14 protein-coding genes and 1 pseudogene are annotated in these 16715 nt (G+C 69.3%); 3 read left to right on the plus strand and 12 right to left on the minus strand.

Going from position 1 to position 16715, the window contains the following annotated elements:
* Positions 1–28: 28 nt before the first annotated feature.
* The 12 genes and pseudogenes from ONA70_RS16835 to ONA70_RS16890 all read right to left on the minus strand — a co-directional run bounded on the left by ONA70_RS16835 (position 29) and on the right by ONA70_RS16890 (position 12066).
* Positions 29–1114, minus strand: coding sequence for a sialidase family protein (locus ONA70_RS16835; RefSeq protein ID WP_265007386.1), 1086 nt, complete (start codon positions 1112–1114; stop codon positions 29–31).
* A gap of 730 nt (positions 1115–1844) precedes the next feature.
* On the minus strand, positions 1845–2357 hold the full coding sequence (locus tag ONA70_RS16840) for a hypothetical protein (RefSeq protein WP_265007387.1): 513 nt from the start codon (positions 2355–2357) through the stop codon (positions 1845–1847).
* Between the two features lie 249 nt (positions 2358–2606).
* Positions 2607–2864: pseudogene (locus ONA70_RS16845) on the minus strand (helix-turn-helix domain-containing protein); the annotation flags it as partial.
* A 383-nt stretch (positions 2865–3247) separates the two neighbouring features.
* Complete coding sequence (locus tag ONA70_RS16850; protein WP_265007388.1) at positions 3248–4204, minus strand: site-specific integrase; 957 nt, start codon at positions 4202–4204, stop codon at positions 3248–3250.
* A gap of 400 nt (positions 4205–4604) precedes the next feature.
* Positions 4605–5165 carry a transposase gene (locus ONA70_RS16855; protein WP_265007389.1) on the minus strand — a complete coding sequence of 187 codons (561 nt, stop codon included), beginning with the start codon at positions 5163–5165 and terminating at the stop codon, positions 4605–4607.
* Positions 5135–5662 (minus strand): RNA-guided endonuclease InsQ/TnpB family protein, encoded by a 528-nt coding sequence (locus ONA70_RS16860; RefSeq protein WP_265007390.1) that lies wholly within the window; start codon positions 5660–5662, stop codon positions 5135–5137. Before ONA70_RS16860 ends, ONA70_RS16855 begins: the two co-directional genes overlap by 31 nt.
* A 133-nt stretch (positions 5663–5795) precedes the next feature.
* Positions 5796–6779, minus strand: coding sequence for a carbohydrate kinase family protein (locus ONA70_RS16865; RefSeq protein ID WP_265007391.1), 984 nt, complete (start codon positions 6777–6779; stop codon positions 5796–5798).
* Positions 6780–6793: 14 nt separating this feature from the next.
* Positions 6794–7732: a pseudouridine-5'-phosphate glycosidase gene (locus ONA70_RS16870; RefSeq protein ID WP_265007392.1), complete on the minus strand. Its 939-nt coding sequence runs from the start codon at positions 7730–7732 to the stop codon at positions 6794–6796.
* Between the two features lie 75 nt (positions 7733–7807).
* Complete coding sequence (locus ONA70_RS16875; RefSeq protein ID WP_265007393.1) at positions 7808–8986, minus strand: trans-sulfuration enzyme family protein; 1179 nt, start codon at positions 8984–8986, stop codon at positions 7808–7810.
* 31 nt (positions 8987–9017) lie between these two features.
* Positions 9018–9914, minus strand: a complete 897-nt coding sequence (locus ONA70_RS16880; RefSeq protein WP_265007394.1) for a carbohydrate ABC transporter permease — start codon at positions 9912–9914, stop codon at positions 9018–9020.
* Positions 9911–10816, minus strand: a complete 906-nt coding sequence (locus tag ONA70_RS16885) for a carbohydrate ABC transporter permease (protein ID WP_265007395.1) — start codon at positions 10814–10816, stop codon at positions 9911–9913. Before ONA70_RS16885 ends, ONA70_RS16880 begins: the two co-directional genes overlap by 4 nt.
* 68 nt (positions 10817–10884) lie before the next feature.
* Positions 10885–12066: an ABC transporter substrate-binding protein gene (locus tag ONA70_RS16890; protein WP_265007396.1), complete on the minus strand. Its 1182-nt coding sequence runs from the start codon at positions 12064–12066 to the stop codon at positions 10885–10887.
* Positions 12067–12288: 222 nt separating this feature from the next.
* Here ONA70_RS16890 and ONA70_RS16895 point away from each other — a divergent pair, with 222 nt between their 5' ends.
* Genes ONA70_RS16895 through ONA70_RS16905 form a run of 3 tightly spaced genes read left to right on the plus strand, consistent with a single transcriptional unit; the run spans position 12289 to position 16305 of the window.
* Positions 12289–13146: a MurR/RpiR family transcriptional regulator gene (locus ONA70_RS16895; protein WP_265007397.1), complete on the plus strand. Its 858-nt coding sequence runs from the start codon at positions 12289–12291 to the stop codon at positions 13144–13146.
* 28 nt (positions 13147–13174) lie between these two features.
* Positions 13175–13852 (plus strand): phosphoribosylanthranilate isomerase, encoded by a 678-nt coding sequence (locus ONA70_RS16900; RefSeq protein ID WP_265007398.1) that lies wholly within the window; start codon positions 13175–13177, stop codon positions 13850–13852.
* Positions 13849–16305 carry a transketolase-like TK C-terminal-containing protein gene (locus tag ONA70_RS16905; RefSeq protein ID WP_265007399.1) on the plus strand — a complete coding sequence of 819 codons (2457 nt, stop codon included), beginning with the start codon at positions 13849–13851 and terminating at the stop codon, positions 16303–16305. The genes ONA70_RS16900 and ONA70_RS16905 overlap by 4 nt, the downstream gene beginning before the upstream one ends.
* Positions 16306–16715 lie beyond the last annotated feature (410 nt).

The following is a 16715-nucleotide window of genomic DNA, read 5'->3' on the forward strand; positions in this document are numbered from 1 at the left end:
TCCCCTGATGGAGGTTCCCGACCGGCGATCACGGTCGAAGCTCAGTGATCGGGACCCGCCGGAAGGTGATCATCTCGTTCGCCCCGAAGTTGCCGGTCTCGTAGAGCACGCCCACCGTGTTGGGGCCGAGCTGGACCAGGTCTGAGTAGGCGGCGGGGAGACCGGACAGCGCCAGAGCCGGCCGCCAGGTCGCGCCGTGGTCGGTACTCACCCGCAGGGTCAGCGCCGCCCGGCTGTTCGGATCCGCGGGGCCGGAGAAGAGCAGCTGGCTACTTGCCCCGGTCAGCTGCAGGACGCTGCCCTGCACGACCGGCGCCACGAGCGTGGCCTGCGGACGGTGCGGCAGTTCCAGGGTCTCGCCGCCGTCGCGGCTGTAGGCGTCGGCGCGGTTGCCCGGCGCGCTGCCGTTGTGCTCACGGGTGTTGACGTAGAGGCGCCCGTCGGGCAGTTCAGCCACCGTGGACTCATTGACGTTGACGTACCCATTCGGGTTGTCGTCGACGGAACCGATCCGCCAGGTCTCGCCCGCGTCGTCGCTGTAGAGCAGATGCCCGCCGTAGTACTTCGCCTCCGTACCGAGGTCGCCGGAGCCGGCCGGTGGTGCGATCGAATGGTTGGCCGGGACCACGAGCCGGTCCCGGTGCGCGCCGACGGCGAGCCGGATCGCGTGGCCCGGGCCCGTGGCGTACCAACGCCAGTTCTCCGCCTTGGCCTGCGCGGTGATCTCGCGCGGCGCAGACCAGCTCGCGCCGTCGTCGTCGCTGTGCTGCACGAAGACCCGCCGGCTCTGCTCGGCCGGCACCTCGCCACGCATGATCGCCGCCTCGGACGCGGTCCCACCGTTGTACGTCGATAGCAGCACGACCCGGCCGGTCGCGGTCACCACCGGGGCTGGGTTGCCCGCGGTGTTGGGGCCGCTGTCGTATACCACCTGCAGCGGTCCCCAGGTGCATCCGCCGTCGGTCGACCGCTTGAGCACAAGATCGATGTTGCCGGCATCGCTGAGCGAGGCGAGCCGCCCTTCGGCGAAGGCCAGCAGCGCGCCAGACCGGGTGGCTACGATCGCGGGAATGCGAAAGGCGTTGTATCCCTCGGTTCCGGCGGCGAAGGGCACCGATCCTTCACAGCGTGAACCCGGATCGGTCTGTGCCCGTGCGGCCAAAGCTGATGGGACACTGGCGCCGGCCAGGCTTGCCACTAGGGCGGCGCAACCGACAACGATCGCCGTCCGGGGCGCGGGGGCCTTGCGGGTGCTGCTGGACACGATGCCACCTTCTTTCGCGGGATGGGAAGTGCGGACGGTGAGGCAGGGCCAGCGGCAACGCGGGTGTCTCGGCGCCGCTGCGGAGTAAGCCAGAGCCGACTGACCAAAGGCTCGCCATCATCCGGAACCCGAAGAGGGACGGGATCCGGCTGGCCACTGAACGACACGGCAGCGGCAGCCGCCTTGTCGCACCGCCACCCCAACGAGGGCGCGGGCCGCGGCGCTCCGGCCCGGCTTGCGCGGTGCGAGTGCCGCGAAGCCCGGTGGCCATCAACACGGGGACGGCCGGCTCCGCAGAGCGTGGACGCTACGAGCAGATAGCCGTTCCAGAGCATGGGACTCCTATCTGGAGTGTGACACCGATCGCCGACAGCGGACATAGGACGTCCTATCTGACGTTATGATTGGCAGGACAGCCAAGGCCAGGTGGCACGCGATGAGCGGTCGATCCGCTGCGACGAACGGTTCCCAGCAAACGGATGACATCCCACCTGTGCCAGCGCCGGGCGAGACGGTCCGCGACTTCCTGGCCCGGCGGACCGGGGTGGCCACCTGATCCGGACGTTCCGCAAACTCGGCGTCAAGAACCGGACGGACCTGCCCGAAGAGATCGTGCTGGGTTAGAGCTGCTATTAGGGCGCTGTCGCGTGGGAGCCACCGCCACGCCAGCCGTCGTTTCCCGCTGCGTTTGGCGCCGGTTGGCTACGGCGCGGACCAGCATGACCACCCAGCCCACCGCGGCAGGCACGCCGGCCACGGCAAGCCCGCTGAAAAGCAGCCAGCTGTTGCCGCCGCCTGCGGCGGCGAAGACACCCCTGCGGGCACCGGTGTCGCGGGCCGCCACGGTGGCACCCGAGGTCAACCCGCCCGGCTCGCCGTAGACGATGACGTCGTTGCGCGGCATCCCGGCCCCGTCCGGGAAGAAGCCGCCATGCCAGGTGCACGAGCGGCCGCACTCCTCGTAGCGCGCAGTGAATGTGCCCGCCGTGCCGTCGCCGGACCTCGCCCGCCAAGCCGGGGCGACGGCGAGGGCGGCGAGGGCCAGCCCGACGAGTGCGAGGACGGGAAGCCCAATCCACAGCAGGAGCTTCATCCCCGCGCCAGTCATCCTGTCAAGCACGAGCACACCGCAACGACATCGGTCCAGCCACCCCATCCACCACCACTCACCGCCGCAGCACCACCCAGCGGCCTTCGAGACGACTCGCTGAGGCGACGTCGGCGGTACGCCGCTGTCCTGATCGATGCGGTGGCCCGTGAATACGTCGATGTGCTGCCTGACCGTGTCGAAGGCGGGCGGCGAGGGTGTCGGCTATGCGGTCGGGTAGGACATCCATCGGCCAGCAGTCCTCGACGCCTCCACGGTGGCGATCCGGTAGCGCCAGGCTGGCCGGCCCGGCTGGCCGCCACTGACCCGGGCCTTCATCAGCAGCCCCGCGCCGACAAGTCGATCGAGGTGGGCGCGGGCGGTCGACGGATGCAGACCGGTCCGCTCACCCACCTCGGCGATGGTCGCGCCACACTCGGCGGCCTTGACGATGTCCAGAATCGAGGCCCGGCTCGCGGTGTGCGACGCGCGGCGCCTATGCGTATCGATCATTTCCCGGACCGGCCCTGTTCTCGTAGTTCTCACGGTAGATGCCGTTTCGTTGGTATTGAAAGGTCGCGTGCCCCGTCGCGCATCCGGCGTCGGCTTCCCCTGAGCGGAACGCTTGGGGAACGGCCGCCGACAACCTGGAGGTCAGGTAGCCCCCATTCACCTCTACTACGGTCGATTGCAACGGCAGGAGATATGGCTGACGTTCAGCGCAGCGGGCTGCGTCCAACATCACGGGGTACGCCTGCTGATCCCGTCGCCTGCCATCAACCGACTCCCACGTCGAGGGTGCTGTGCGCTCGAACCTAGACAGGCACGAACCGGCAGGCATCGCGCGTTCGACCGATGGTCAAAACAGGGCGGGGGGCCGCACATCGCGCATATCATCACAGATCGTCGAGCTGAAACAACCCATCCTGGATGGCACGCGCTATCTCCTCGTCGGTCATGTGGTCACGGCACGCCGGCGGCAACACGGGCCCAACCCACGCGCAGCCCCTGCCGCACGCCTTTTCGCGCCGGGCCTCGGTGGCGAAGCCGCGGCGCAGGGAGTGGCCGCTGAACGCCGAGGCGGCATCGAGGCCAGCGGTGAGGGCGATCCGCCGGACGATGATGGCCCCTGGCTGGCCAGTGATCCGCCCGCCGGCAGAGCCGCGACCGTGCGGGGCACGGCCCATTTGGCCGTCCTTGTCGATCCGCCGGAACAGGGCACCGCTGGTGACGCCATGCTCCTCGATCGCCGCCAGCCACGCCCGCACCGTCCGGACCGGGCATGTGTCGAGGTTCGTGCCGTCCGGCAGGTGCACCTTGCGGCCTGCGGCGTCCTTGTCCGTCTTGGACCGACGGATGAGCACCTCGACGCCGTTGTCGTTGAAGTCCAGGTCCTCGATGTCCAAGGCGGCGATCTCGGAACGGCGCGCGCCGAGCGCGAAGCCGAGCACCAGCACCGCCCGGTCGCGCACGCCGGCGAGCCTGTCGGTGTCCAGGGTGGCCACCACGGCGCGGAGGTTGGTGACCAGGAGGGGCTTGGCCTTCGCGCACCCTCCGGCCCACGTCGGCACTGTCCCGCAGGTGGGTGCGCAGTACGGCCCGGGCCGGTCGGTGGCGAGTCGTCCGGCACCGGCGGACCGGTGGGCGACGGCGAGGGCGGCCAAGGCCCGGTCGATGGTGCTGGGGGCCTTGCCCACGTCAGCGAGGTGGCTGACGTACTCGGCGGCGATCGCGTGCAGCACGCCGTACCGCTCGAGGAGGGCGGCGAACGCCGCGGCGTGGACGGCGCCGTTGATCGGGCCCCGGTCGATCGGGGCGAGGTCGGCGGAGATCATCTTCTCGGCGCCGGCCAAGACGAGAAATCGGCGCCGGCCCAGACGAGAAACCGGCACAGGTCGCCTCGGTACGCGCGGAGGGTGAAGTCGGCCTTGGCGCGGCGGAGCCGGTCGAGCGCGGACTCCGACAGGACGAACTGACGGGGGTCTGCGACGCGTCCGGGTCGCTCGCCCGGACCTCAACCTCATTCACGAGAAGGAACGCTTATCGGGATTGACATCCTCCCGGCCCTGAAGGGGCCGGGATTCCCACGGTCGCCCGTGGGGCTTCCTGTTTCATCGCCGACTGCCTTGCCGGGAGGATTTTCCCTTGGGGTCTTACATCAGCTCCGCAGGCGTTTTACCTCTCCGCCAGCCCGGCGGCGAGAATGTTCTTAGCGGCGTTGATGTCCCGGTCGTGCTCGACCCCGCAACCCGGTCACGTCCAGGCGCGCTCGTTGAGGGCGAGGGTGGTGTTGATCCGTCGGCACGTCGAGCAGGTCTTGGACGAGGGCAACCACCGGTCGACGGGGATCACCTCACGGCCGTACCACTGGGCTTTGTACTCCAACATGCGCCGCAGGTCGGACCAGGCCGCGTCGGAGATGACGCGGGCCAGGCGACGGTTGCGGAGCATGTTCCGCACGCTGAGGTCTTCGATCACGACCGTTTGAGTCTCGCGGACGAGTCGGGTGGTCAGCTTGTGCAGGTGGTCCCGCCGCCGGTCGGCGATACGGGCATGAACACGGGCCACCGTGATTCGGGCCTTCGCCCGGTTGTTGGAGCCGTCCTGTTTGCGGGCCAGGTTCCGCTGAGCCTTGGCGAGCTTCCGCCGGTCGGTCTGCCCGTAGCGCGGGTTGGCCACCTTGCCTTCCTTGTCGCTGAGGCCGGGCATCGGGTGGGACAGGGTGAGCAGACTGGTGATGCCCGCGTCCACACCCACCTCGCCCGCGACCGGCGGCAGCGCCTTCACGGTCGGGTCCTCGACCAGGATGGACACGGACCAGCGCCGGCGGCGTCCCGGGACACGGTGACCGTAGAGGGTTCCGCCCCCTCGGGCAGGGCCCGCGACCACACGATGTCCAGCGGGGCAGCCATCTTGGCCAGGGTGAGCTGACCGTCACGCCACCGGAACGCGGAACGCGTGTACTCCGCCGACGCCCGCGACTTGCGCTTGGACTTGAACCTCGGATACCGGGACCGCTGGTCCCAGAACGCCATAAACCCGGCCGGCAAATGCAGCAGCGTCTGCTGCAACGGCACCGAACTGACCTCGTTCAGAAACGCCAACTCCTGCGTGCGCTTCCACTCGGTCAGCCACCCCGACGACTGCCCGTACGTGGTGCGCTGGCGGTCCACCGCCCACGCCCGGGTGCGGGCTTCCAGCGCCCGGTTGTACACCAGACGCACGCACCCGAAGGTGCGGTTCAACTGCCCAGCCTGCTCCGGAGACGGGTAGAAGCGGTACTTGTACGCCCGCTTCGCCACGCCACCCACGCCTCACAATTTACCGTCCACGTAAGACATTCACTGGAAGGGAGGGGGCGACGTTTCCTCCCGGCCCTGAACGGCCGGGTTTCCACGCCGCAAATCCGATGACCACGGCGGGCGGTGGGACCGCCGAGGATTTTCATGGCTGACGGACGGGCTGACTCTGCTCGATGCGCCGCACCTCGTCGAGGGTCGGCAGCGATCGTCCGGCCCCCGGTTTCTCGACGGCGGCGGCGCCGAGGAGGTTGGCGAATGCTCCGATCTTCGCCAGCGGCAGGCCGGCCAGCGTTGCCGCAATGGCGCCGGCGCAGAACGAGTCCCCCGCGCCGGTCGTGTCGACCGTCCGCACCGACAGCCCAGGCAGCTCGGCCCACTCGTCGCCGCTGGCGATGATCGTGCCGTCGCGGCCGACCTTGAGCGCGACGGTCTTGGCCCCCAGGTCGCGCAGCCTGCTGCACGCCTCCGCCGGCTCGGCCGCCCCGACCAGTTGCCGGGCCTCCGGAACGCCGACGACCAGCAGATCGGTGAACCTCAGCAACCGCCTGATGGTGGCCGGCTCACGACGGGCGGGATCCACCGGGATGTCGAGGGAGACCGGCACGCGGTTCGCGGCGGCTACCTCGATCGCCCGGGCCGCGGCGAGCGACTGCGGTGCCTGCAGGAAGGCGTAGCCGGACACGTGCAGGAAATCGCCGGCGGCGATCGCCTCTTCAGGCAGGTCGGCCGGCGAATACCGGGGGTTCGCTCCGCGGTAGGCCATCATCGTGCGCTCCCCGTCCGGCGTCACGCCGATCACGTTGAGCGAGGTCGGCTCGTGCGGGTCGCGGACGACGTACTCCAAGCCGACCCCTTCGGCGCGCAGCGCCTCGACCGCAACCTCGGCCCAGCGGTCCTCGCCGACCGCGCTGAGCATGCTGGCCCGCAGGCCTAGCCGGCGGAGCATGATGGCAGTGTTGGCCGCGGAGCCGCCCAGCCCGATCCGCTGGGACGATGCGACACCGTCGCCACCAGGTCGTGGGAACTCGGGGATCTCGAGAATCAGGTCGACGTTGATGTCACCGAGCAGCAGGACGACGGCGTCCCGCTGCCGACTGACCTCCGCCACGAGTTGGCTCGCGGTCACTGCGCTGTCACCTCTCAACCGCCGGCCCCGGCCACCGCGATCTGGCCGGCAAGGCGCGCGTTCGCCAGCACCAGGTCGACGTTGGCCTTGAGGCTCGCGCCGCCGGTCCGCTCATGGAAGAAGGCCAGCAGGAACGGAGTCACGTCCTTGCCTCGCACGTCCTGCTCACGCAACGCCGCGAGCCCCGCCGCCAGGACGTCGTCGTGCAGGTCCCGGTCCATCTCGCTTTCCGGCTCGATCGGGTTCGCGACGACCAGGGCCCGGCTGTTACCCAGGGCTCGGTTGGCGGCGTGGATCCGGGCCACCTCTTCCGGGGTCTCTACCCGCCACGGCACGGCCATTTCGGTCTCCCGGACGTAGAAGCCGGGGAAGATGTCGGTGCGGTATCCGACGACGCCCACCGACAGGCTCTCGAGGCGTTCCAGCGTCGCCGGCACGTCGAGGATCGACTTCACGCCGGCGCAGACCACGACGATCGGCGCGGCCGCGAGCCCCATGAGGTCGGCGGACTCGTCCCACGAGGTCGCCGCGCCTCGGTGCACGCCGCCGAGACCGCCGGTGGCGAAGACTGCGATGCCCGCCAGGCTGGCCAGCCAGGCCGTGGAGGCCACGGTCGTGGCACCCGGAACGCGGCGGGCAACAGTGACCGCGACATCACGGATGCTCGCCTTGTTGACGTCGTCGCGGCTCGCGATCTGGTGGAGGGCATCCTCGTCGAGGCCGACCCGGACGCGACCGTCCAGGACGGCGATGGTGGCCGGCACGGCGCCCGCAGCTCGCACCGATTGCTCGATGTCCCGTGCCACCTGCATGTTGCTGTCGCGGGGCAGGCCGTGGCTGATGATGGTGGACTCCAGCGCGACGACGGGCCCGCCGTGGCGGAGGGCCTCGGCCACCTCTGGATGTACCTCGACGGGCAGGCCACCCAACCGGTCGGATGCTGGGGATGTCATGTCTTGATCGTCCTGGTGATCTCGTGGTGGGTGGGGACGCCGGGGCCCGGGCGGAACGACCGGGCCGGCCGGAAGCTACCGCATGGCCTGCTCGAAGTCGCGGATGATGTCGCGGGCGGACTCGATGCCGACGGATACCCGGATCATGCCGTCGGTGATGCCCATCTGCTCTCGCTCCGCTGGCGGGATGTCGAGGAAGGCCATCGTTCCGGGTACCTGGGTCACGGTCCGCACCCCACCCAGGCTTGCCGCGAAAGAGCCCAGCTTGAGGCCCTTGAGGACGCGCACCGCCTGGTCCTCCGTGTCCAGGCTGAACGCCAGCATCGCACCCGGCATGTCGAATTGCTGCTGCGCCAGTTCGTGCTGCGGATGGCTGGGCAGGCCTGGGTAGAACACCTTGCGGACGTGGGGCTGCTTTTCCAGCCATTCGGCGAGGGCGAGCGCGTTCTGGGTCTGCCGCTCGACCCGCAACGGGAGGGTCTGCAGCCCCCGCAACAGCAGCCACGCGTTGAACGGGGACAGCGCGCCGCCGAGCTTGGTGAGGGTGTTCCAGCGGACCTGCTCCAGCCAGTCCGTCGGGAGGATGTCGGAGCGCAGGGTGATGACCCCACCCACCGCGTCGTTGTGGCCACCCATGAACTTGGTGGCGCTCTCGAGCACCACGTCCACGCCGTGCTCGTGCGGCCGGCAGACCGCCGGGCTGGCGAAGGTGTTGTCGCAGAAGACGACGATGCCGCGCGAGTGGGCGAGATCCGCGAGTGCGCGAAGGGGCGCGATCTTCATCGTCGGGTTGGCGACGGTCTCGACGTAGAGGATGCGGGTGCGGTCGGTGATCGCCGCCTGCACCGCCGCGATGTCGCTCGCGTCGACGAACGTGACCTCGATGCCGAAGTCCTGGATGCGGTGGTCGAAGAACTCGTGCGTGGAACTGTAGGTGGTGAGGTCGGCGACGAGGTGGTCCCCGGCCTTGAGCAGGCCGAGTAGGGCGTGGGAGATCGCCGCCATCCCGGAGGCGGTGGCCAGGCACGCGGTAGCGCCGGCGAGCTGGGCGACGTGTTCCTCGAGCTTGTACTCGCTGGGGTTGCCGCAACGGCTGTAGATGTTCACCTCCTTGCGGGCCCCGTCGACGATCTGGTCGTAGATGTCGTCGGCGTACTGGTAGTTGGCCGACATGTAGATCGGGTAGCTGATCGACTGGGTGCTGGGCTCGGGCTCGTAGTAGACGGCGCGGCTGGCGAAATCAAGGTCGTCCATGGTGTGTCTCCTTGGGTTGGGCGGACGGCGGTCACTGCTTGACGGCGCCGCTGGTCAGCCCGCCGATAACGTGCTTCTGGAGGGCGGCGTACACCACGAACGAGCCGAGGGCCGCGAGCAGGATCGCCGCCAGCAGCACGGGGTAGTCGGTGACCCGCTCGCCCACGTAGTCGGTGAGACCCAGCGGCAGGGTCTTCTTGCTGGGGGTGTTGAGCAGCACCAGCGGGAAGAGGAAGTCGTTCCAGACCCAGATGGTGTTGACGATGGCGGTGGTGAACATCGCCGGTCGCGCGATCGGCACCATGACGCGCAGGAATGCTCGCAGTTCGGACGCGCCGTCGACCCGGGCCGCCTCGACCAGGGAACGTGGGACGGTGCTGAAGAACGCCCGCATGATGAGCACGGACACCGGCAGGTTGAAGGCCACGGTGGGCAGGACCACGCCGGTACGGGTGTCCAGGAGGCCCGCGTCGCGCAGCGTCGCGACCAGCGGCACCAGCGCGACGTACGCGGGGATGGCCATCGCCACCAGCATTGAGACTTCGACCCAGGGCATCCAGCGGGTGCGGTAGGTGACGAAGGCGTAGCCCGCGGCGGTGGCCATGGCGACGGTCAACGCGACCGACACCACCGTGATCGCGAGGGAGTTGCCGGCGTAGACGAGCAGCTTCCCGTCACCGAGCGCCGTGCCGTAGTTGGCCCACTGCGCGTTGGTGGGCAGCGACCACACCGACGCCAGGAAGTCCTTGTTGCTCTTCAGCGAGCTGTAGGCCATCCAGAGGAAGGGGAAGATGACCACGGTCAGGTGCACCGCCAGGATGAGGTACACGATCGCCGCGCCGACGCCGAGGCGGGGTCGCCCGCGACCGGTCGTTCCCGGTACGGCCTTCGTGTGCTGCCTGGTGACGTGGATGGTCGAGGAAGTCACGCCGCTCCTCGCTTTCCGCGGCGCATCAAGCCGAGGACGAAGACGCCGACCGCGGCGGTCAGCAGGATCTGGACGAAGCCGATGGTGGAGGCGTATCCGGCTTCGAAGTTCCCGAAGCCGGTCTGGAAGAGGTACGTGGACACCACGTCGGTGGCGTTGTTCGGTCCCCCTCGGGTGAGCACGTAGACGAGGGAGAACGTCTTGAATGAGGATACGACCGCCAGCAGGGTTGTCGCCTGGACGTTCGACCAGACCATCGGGACGCTGACCGAGAAGAAGGTCCGGTAGTGGCCGGCGCCGTCGATGGCCGCCGCGTCGTACACCGCTTTGTCGACGTTTTCGAAGGCGGCGACGAAGAGCAGGATGTACAGACCCAGGTAGGTCAGGTTCATGACCACCAGCACTGCGGGCATCGCGGTTGACCGGTCGCCCAGCCACCCGCGCGCGAGTTCGTCGAGCCCGACGGCGTTGAGGAAGCCGTTCAGCAGCCCGAAGTAGGGGTTGTAGACGAAACCCCAGAGCAGCCCGATGCAGATCTCGCTGATCACCACCGGGACGACATAGAGGAACATGGCGAACCGCTTGATCCGGGGCACCACCCGCACCAGCCAGTACGCGATGACCATCCCGACGCCGACCTGGAACACGATCGCGGTGAGCGCGACCAGGATGTTGTTGCGAAGTGAGCCCCAGAAGATTCGGTCGCCGAGCAGCCGCTCGTAGTTGGCCAGCCCGGTCCATTGCCGGGGCGAGACGCCGTCCCAGGAGTGGAACGACAGGACCCCGGCGGTGAGCAGCGGGTAGGCGACGAAGGCCGCCAGGAACAGCACCGCGGGCGCGAGGAACAGCAGGGCCGCCCGAGCGTCGCGGCGGACGGCGCGGGACCGCGTGGATGTGGACACGAGACCTCCGGGGTCGCCGCCCGAGCGCCCGCGGTCGGTACGGGCGCTCGGGCAACGGATCGCAGTGGTTATTTGCCGGCCTTGGCGGCGTTCTCGATGGCATCGGCCGCGGCCGCCGGCGGGATCGAGCCGTCGATCAACCCCTGGAGGGTGGAGTAGTACGTCTCGGTGGTCTTGGGGGCCATCGCGGTGTCGTAGAACGGGTCGAGGGTGTCGGCCTTGCCGATCACGTCCTGGACCACGCCGGCCAGCAGCGGGCCGGCCGCCTCCGGCGTGGTCGCTCCCTTGCGGGCGACCATGGTTTTGCGGATCTGGACGTACTTGGTCATCACCTCGGGGCTGGTGATGTGGCGGAGGAACGCCAGTGCGGCCTCCTTGTCCTTGGCCTTCTGGGACACGGCGAAGCTGGCGGCGACGCCGGCCAGGACGTCGCTCTGGTTCCCCCTGCCCTGGACGAAAGTCGGGAACGGGAAGTAGCCGAGCTCGAAGCCGGCCGGGGCCTCCGCGGACATGCCGATCTGCCAGGTGCCGTTGAGGACCATGGCCGCCTTGCCGTTGAGGAAGAGGATGTTGGCCTCCGCGTCGGACATGCCGTTCGCGCCCTTCGGCAGGTATCCCTTCTGGGCGAGCGTCTGCAGCACCCCGGCCGCGTCCTTGGCCTCGGGTCCGAAGGTGGCGTTCTTGTCCCCGGCGCCGAAGCCGGACATGACCCCACTGCCGTGCATGCGCATCTCGGCGTACTGGAACCAGAAGGTCGCGGGCCAGCTGTCCTTGTTGCCGAGCGCGACCGGCACGACGCCGGCTGACTTGATCTTCTCAGCCAGGTCGAGGAACTCGGGCCAGGTGGTGGGGACCTGCCATCCCTTGGCGTCGAACAGCGCCTTGTTGTACCAGACCAGCGCGGCGTCGATGTCGATCGGCACCGCGTACGTCGATCCGCCGAAGGTGACCGATGGCAGCGAGCTTTCCAGGAAGCTGTCGCGCCAGCCCTGCTTGGCGAGTTCGTCGTCCAGCCGGAGCACCTGGCCGCTGTCGACGAAGGCCTTCAGGTAGCCACCCGGCAGTGTGTAGAAGACATCCGGCGCGTTGCCCGAGGCCATGGCCGTCTGCAGTTTCGTCTTGTACGAGGACTGCTCGGCCGACACCTCTTTCACCTTGATGTCGGGGTGCGCCTTTTTGAAGGTGTCCAGCGCGTACTCGATGAACTCGACCTTGTCCTTCTGGCCCGCGTAGGCGTGCCAGATCTCCAAGGTCTTACCCCCGCCGCCAGACGTGCCAGCCGAGCCACCGGCGCCTGCGCACGCCGACAGCATCACGAGCGCGGCACCGGCAGCCAGTGCCGCTCGCCATGCAGATCTGATTCGCATCCCAGACTCCCGTGGTTCCACTGCTTTGAAACTTGATGGGTAGTAGTACTACCACCACGAGACAGCCTGGTCTAGGGTGTTGCTCAATTCGAGACGGGCGAGGGAATGACCAACTCCACCACCAACGGGACGAGCGCCCTGGCGCGACTGAGGGCGGCGAGGCCGTCGCTGTCCGACACCGAACGGAAGGTCGCGGACTGGATCCTGGAGCAGCCGGCAGGATTGCTGGAGAGCTCGATGCTGGATGTCGCCCGCGCCTGCAACGTCAGCGACACCACGGTGCTGCGGATGTGCCGCAACAGCGGCTTCGCGGGGTTCACCGACCTCAAGCTCGGCCTGGCCCAGGACCTCGCCTCGCCGACCCAGCTGATCCACGACGACGTCACGCCCGACGACGACGCGGCGACAGTCGCGGCCAAGGTCTTCGCCAGCACCATCCAGTCCCTGCGCGACACGCACCACCTGCTGACCGGGCAGGACATGGCGCGGGCCCTGGATCTTCTCGAAGCCGCCGACCACGTCCTGGTCGGCGGCGTCGGCACGTCCGGGGTCGTCGCGCAATCCTTCTACCAGCGGTGCCACCGGCTGGGGATCCGCTGCGACGCCCCCATCGACTCGCAGTTGCAGATCATGCACGCCTCCCTGCTGCGCCCCGGGGATCTCGCGGTCGGAATCTCCTACTCAGGCGCCACGAAGGACGTGGCCGACATGCTGGCCCAGGCGCGCCGGGCCGGGGCGGCCACCCTCGTCGTCACCGGCAACCGAAACTCCCACGTCGCGCGCCAGGGAGACATCGTGCTGGTCAGCGTCTCCCACGAGACCCGCAGTGAGCCCCTGGCCGCCCGGGCCTGCCAGATGGCGCTCCTCGACGCCCTCTACGTCGCGTACTCCCTGCGGCACGTCGACGACGTGCTGGAGAAGGAAAAACGACTCAACCAAGCCATCGCACAGCGTTCCTACTGACTATTTCGGACACCCGTTGGAGAACCGAGTGATCGTCCAGATCTACACCGCGCAGTCCGCTCGCGAGGCCCTCGCCCTCGCCGAGGTAGGGGTCGACCACGTCGGCCTCACCCCGGCCAAGCTCGGCCTGCCCGGGGAGATCGATGAAGACACCGGTGCGGAAGCCGTCCGGGCGCTGCGCGGGAAGGCGGTCTCGGTGGCCCTGTCCGTCTCCAGCGACCTCGACGAGATCGTCCGCATGACCACGCGGGTCCAGCCCGACATCCTGCACCTGTGCGGCGAGCCCGGCGCCGTGCCGCCGTCCGCCGTCGCGTCGCTGCGGCGCCGGCTGCCCGACTCCAAGATCATGCAGGCCATCGCCGTCACCGGTCCCGCGGCGGTGGACACCGCCCGCGCCTACGCCGACGTCAGTGACCTGCTCATCCTCGACTCCCACACCGACGAGGTCGCGGGTGTCGGCGCCGCCGGGGTGGTGCACGACTGGGACATCAGCGCGCAGATCGTCGCGTCCGTCGGCATCCCGGTCATCCTCGCCGGGGGCCTGTCCCCCGAGAACGTGGCTGCGGCGATCGCGACCGTGCGGCCGTGGGGCGTGGACTCGCTCACGCTGACCAACCGGGCGCTGCCCGGAGGCGGCTTCGAGAAGGACCTCGCCCGCGTCGCCGAGTTCGTCACCAACGCACGTGCCACAAGGGTTCCGGCATGAGCACGGGGGTCAGTCACCCCGCCCAGACCACCGGGCTGCGCGGACAGCGCCCGGCCATCTCCCCCGCGTTCCCGGTGGTGTCCGCACACCCGCCTGGCCCGGACGCCGAACCGCGCGTCGACCTGGACGTCCTGGACACCGTTCAGCGCCGGGTGCTGTGGCTCGCGACCCGGATCGTGGACGCGGCCAACCGTGAGCGGGACACGGGCGACGGGGTAAAGGTCGGGGGCCACCAAGCGTCATCGGCGTCGATGGTGACGGTGATGACGGCGCTGTGGTTCGCACACCTGGACGCGACGGACCGGGTGGCGGTCAAGCCACACGCCGCGCCGGTCTTCCACGCGATCCAGTATCTGCTCGGCAAGCTGGACCGGTCCTACCTGACGGAGCTGCGCGCACGGGGCGGGCTGCAGTCGTACCCCTCGCGGACCAAGGATCCTGACGAGGTCGACTTCTCGACTGGCTCGGTCGGGCTCGGCGCGGCGGCGCCACTGTTCGCGGCGGCCGTGCGCCGCTACGTGGACGCCCACTTCGGGCAGCGTCCCTGGTCCCGGTTCATCGCGCTGCTCGGCGACGCCGAACTGGACGAGGGGAACGTCTGGGAAGCGGTGGCCGATCCTGCCACCCACGGGCTGGGCCGGGTCACCTGGATTGTGGACTTCAACCGGCAGTCCCTGGACCGGGTCGTCCCCGGAATCCGGATCGACCAGTGGCGGGCCTCGTTCGAGGCCAACGGCTGGCACGTGGTCGAGGTCAAGTACGGGCGACGGCTCCAGGCGTTCTTCTCCCGCCCGAACGGTCCGCTGCTGCGCGAGTGGATCGACGCGATGCCGAACGAGCAGTACCAGTCGCTGTTCGGCCTCAGCGGCCCGGCACTGCGGGAACGGCTCCTGGACGGGGCTCCCGCCGGCCTGGCGGAACTTGTCGCCGACGTCCCCGACGACGACCTGGGCGAACTGGTCACCGACCTGGGCGGCCACGACCTGGGCGCAGTGCTGGACGGGCTGGCCGAGTGCGACGCGACGGACCGGCCGACGGTACTGTTCGCCTACACGATCAAGGGCTGGGGCCTGCCCATAGCGGGTAACCCGCGCAACCACTCGGCCCTGCTCTCCGGTGAACAGATCGAGGCGCTGCGGGCCCAGACCGGCCTGCGCGCCGAGCGGGAATGGGATCGCTTCGATCCCGACTCGGCCGAGGGCCGGTGGATCGAGGAACGCTCGCGGCAGCTGACCCGGCAACCGCGACACGCTCGGCTGGGCGTCACCGTGCCGACCGCCACCGGAGTACGGGTCTCCCGGCCGGTGTCCACCCAGGAGGCCTTCGGCCGGATCCTGGTGGACCTCTCGCGCGACGCAGCAGTCGCCCCGTACCTGGTGACCACGGCGCCGGACGTCGCGACATCGACCAACCTGGCCGGGTTCATCAACCGGGCCGGGGTGTTCGCGCCCACCCAGCGCCGGTCCTGGAACGCCGACCCGGTGCTGAGGTGGGCGGAGGGACCGTCCGGGCAGCACATCGAGCTCGGCATCAGCGAGATGAACCTGTTCCTGCTGCTCGGGCAGCTTGGCCTGGCCTGGGACCATTCCGACCAACCGCTCCTGCCGGTCGGTACCGTCTACGACCCGTTCGTGTGCCGAGGGCTGGACGCCTTCATCCACGGCGCCTATTCCGGGTCACGGTTCCTGGTGGCCGGCACGCCTTCCGGGGTGACCCTGGCACCCGAGGGTGGGGCGCATCAGTCCACGATCACCGCGTCCGTCGGCATCGAACTGCCTGGCGTGACGTTCCTGGAGCCCGCTTACGCCATGGCCCTGGACTGGCTCATGTGCGACGCACTGTCGCGCATCGCCGCCGGTGATGCGGGTTCGGCGGACGCCGCTGCCGACGACGGAGCGTACTACCTGCGGCTGTCGACCCGCCCGATCGACCAGGCGCCCTTCGAAGCCGCCCGGAGCCGGCTGGGCGACGCGGTCCTGCGCCGGCAGGTGCTGGCCGGTGCGTACCGGCTGGTCGACGCGTCCGAGTTGGCCGCCGCCGGGGCACCGCAGGTCTACCTGGCCGCCAGCGGCGCGGTCCTGCCGGAGACGGTCGCGGCGGCGACCGAACTGGCCGAGGAAGGCATCGCCGCACACGTCGTGGACATCACCTCCGCCGACCGCCTCTTCACCGCCTGGCAGCGGGCACTGCGGCAAGGCATACGGACCGCGACCGCGCCGGCCAGCCCCGGTGCGCTGCGCACCGCGTTCGCGACGCGGGCACCACTCGTGACCGTCCACGATGCCTCCAGTCACGCGCTCGCGTGGCTCGGCTCCGCGCTCGGCGTGCCCGCGGTGCCGCTCGGGGTCGACGAGTTCGGACAATCGGGCAGCGTCGCCGACCTCTACGAGATCCACGACCTACTCCCCGGGTCGATCACAAACGCCGCACTGGCCGCGCTGACCCTGAGCTGACGCGGATTCGCCAGCTGCCCGGAAAGCAGGCCACGTGACGCAGCCGCTCGAAAGAACAGAGCACCGCTCCGACCATGGCCGTGCCGGCCCTGACCCCAAACATGAGTTGACAGGCCGGGCAGCAGCGCCGGGAACGTGCCTTGCGGGGCTCGCTGCGGCGACGTTGTAGCTCGACTTCAGAGCCGTAGCGGGCGGGGGACGAACTGTTGCACAGGCGAGGACGAAGGCGTTGAGGAGTCGCCGGATCTCGGCGACGGTCAACGCGATGAGCTACAGGTCGCCGGCTGCGCCCGTGGCGGCGACCCCTCGATCGCGTCACGTAGCCGGTTGAGAAAGCCGGTCAGATTCGCTGCCACCACATCGAATCGTGGATCATCGCTGCGGCGCCGCCGCCATCACTGGCGAACACA

This window comes from Micromonospora yasonensis (assembly GCF_026013475.1).
GTDB classification, from domain to species: Bacteria; Actinomycetota; Actinomycetes; order Mycobacteriales; family Micromonosporaceae; genus Micromonospora; species Micromonospora yasonensis.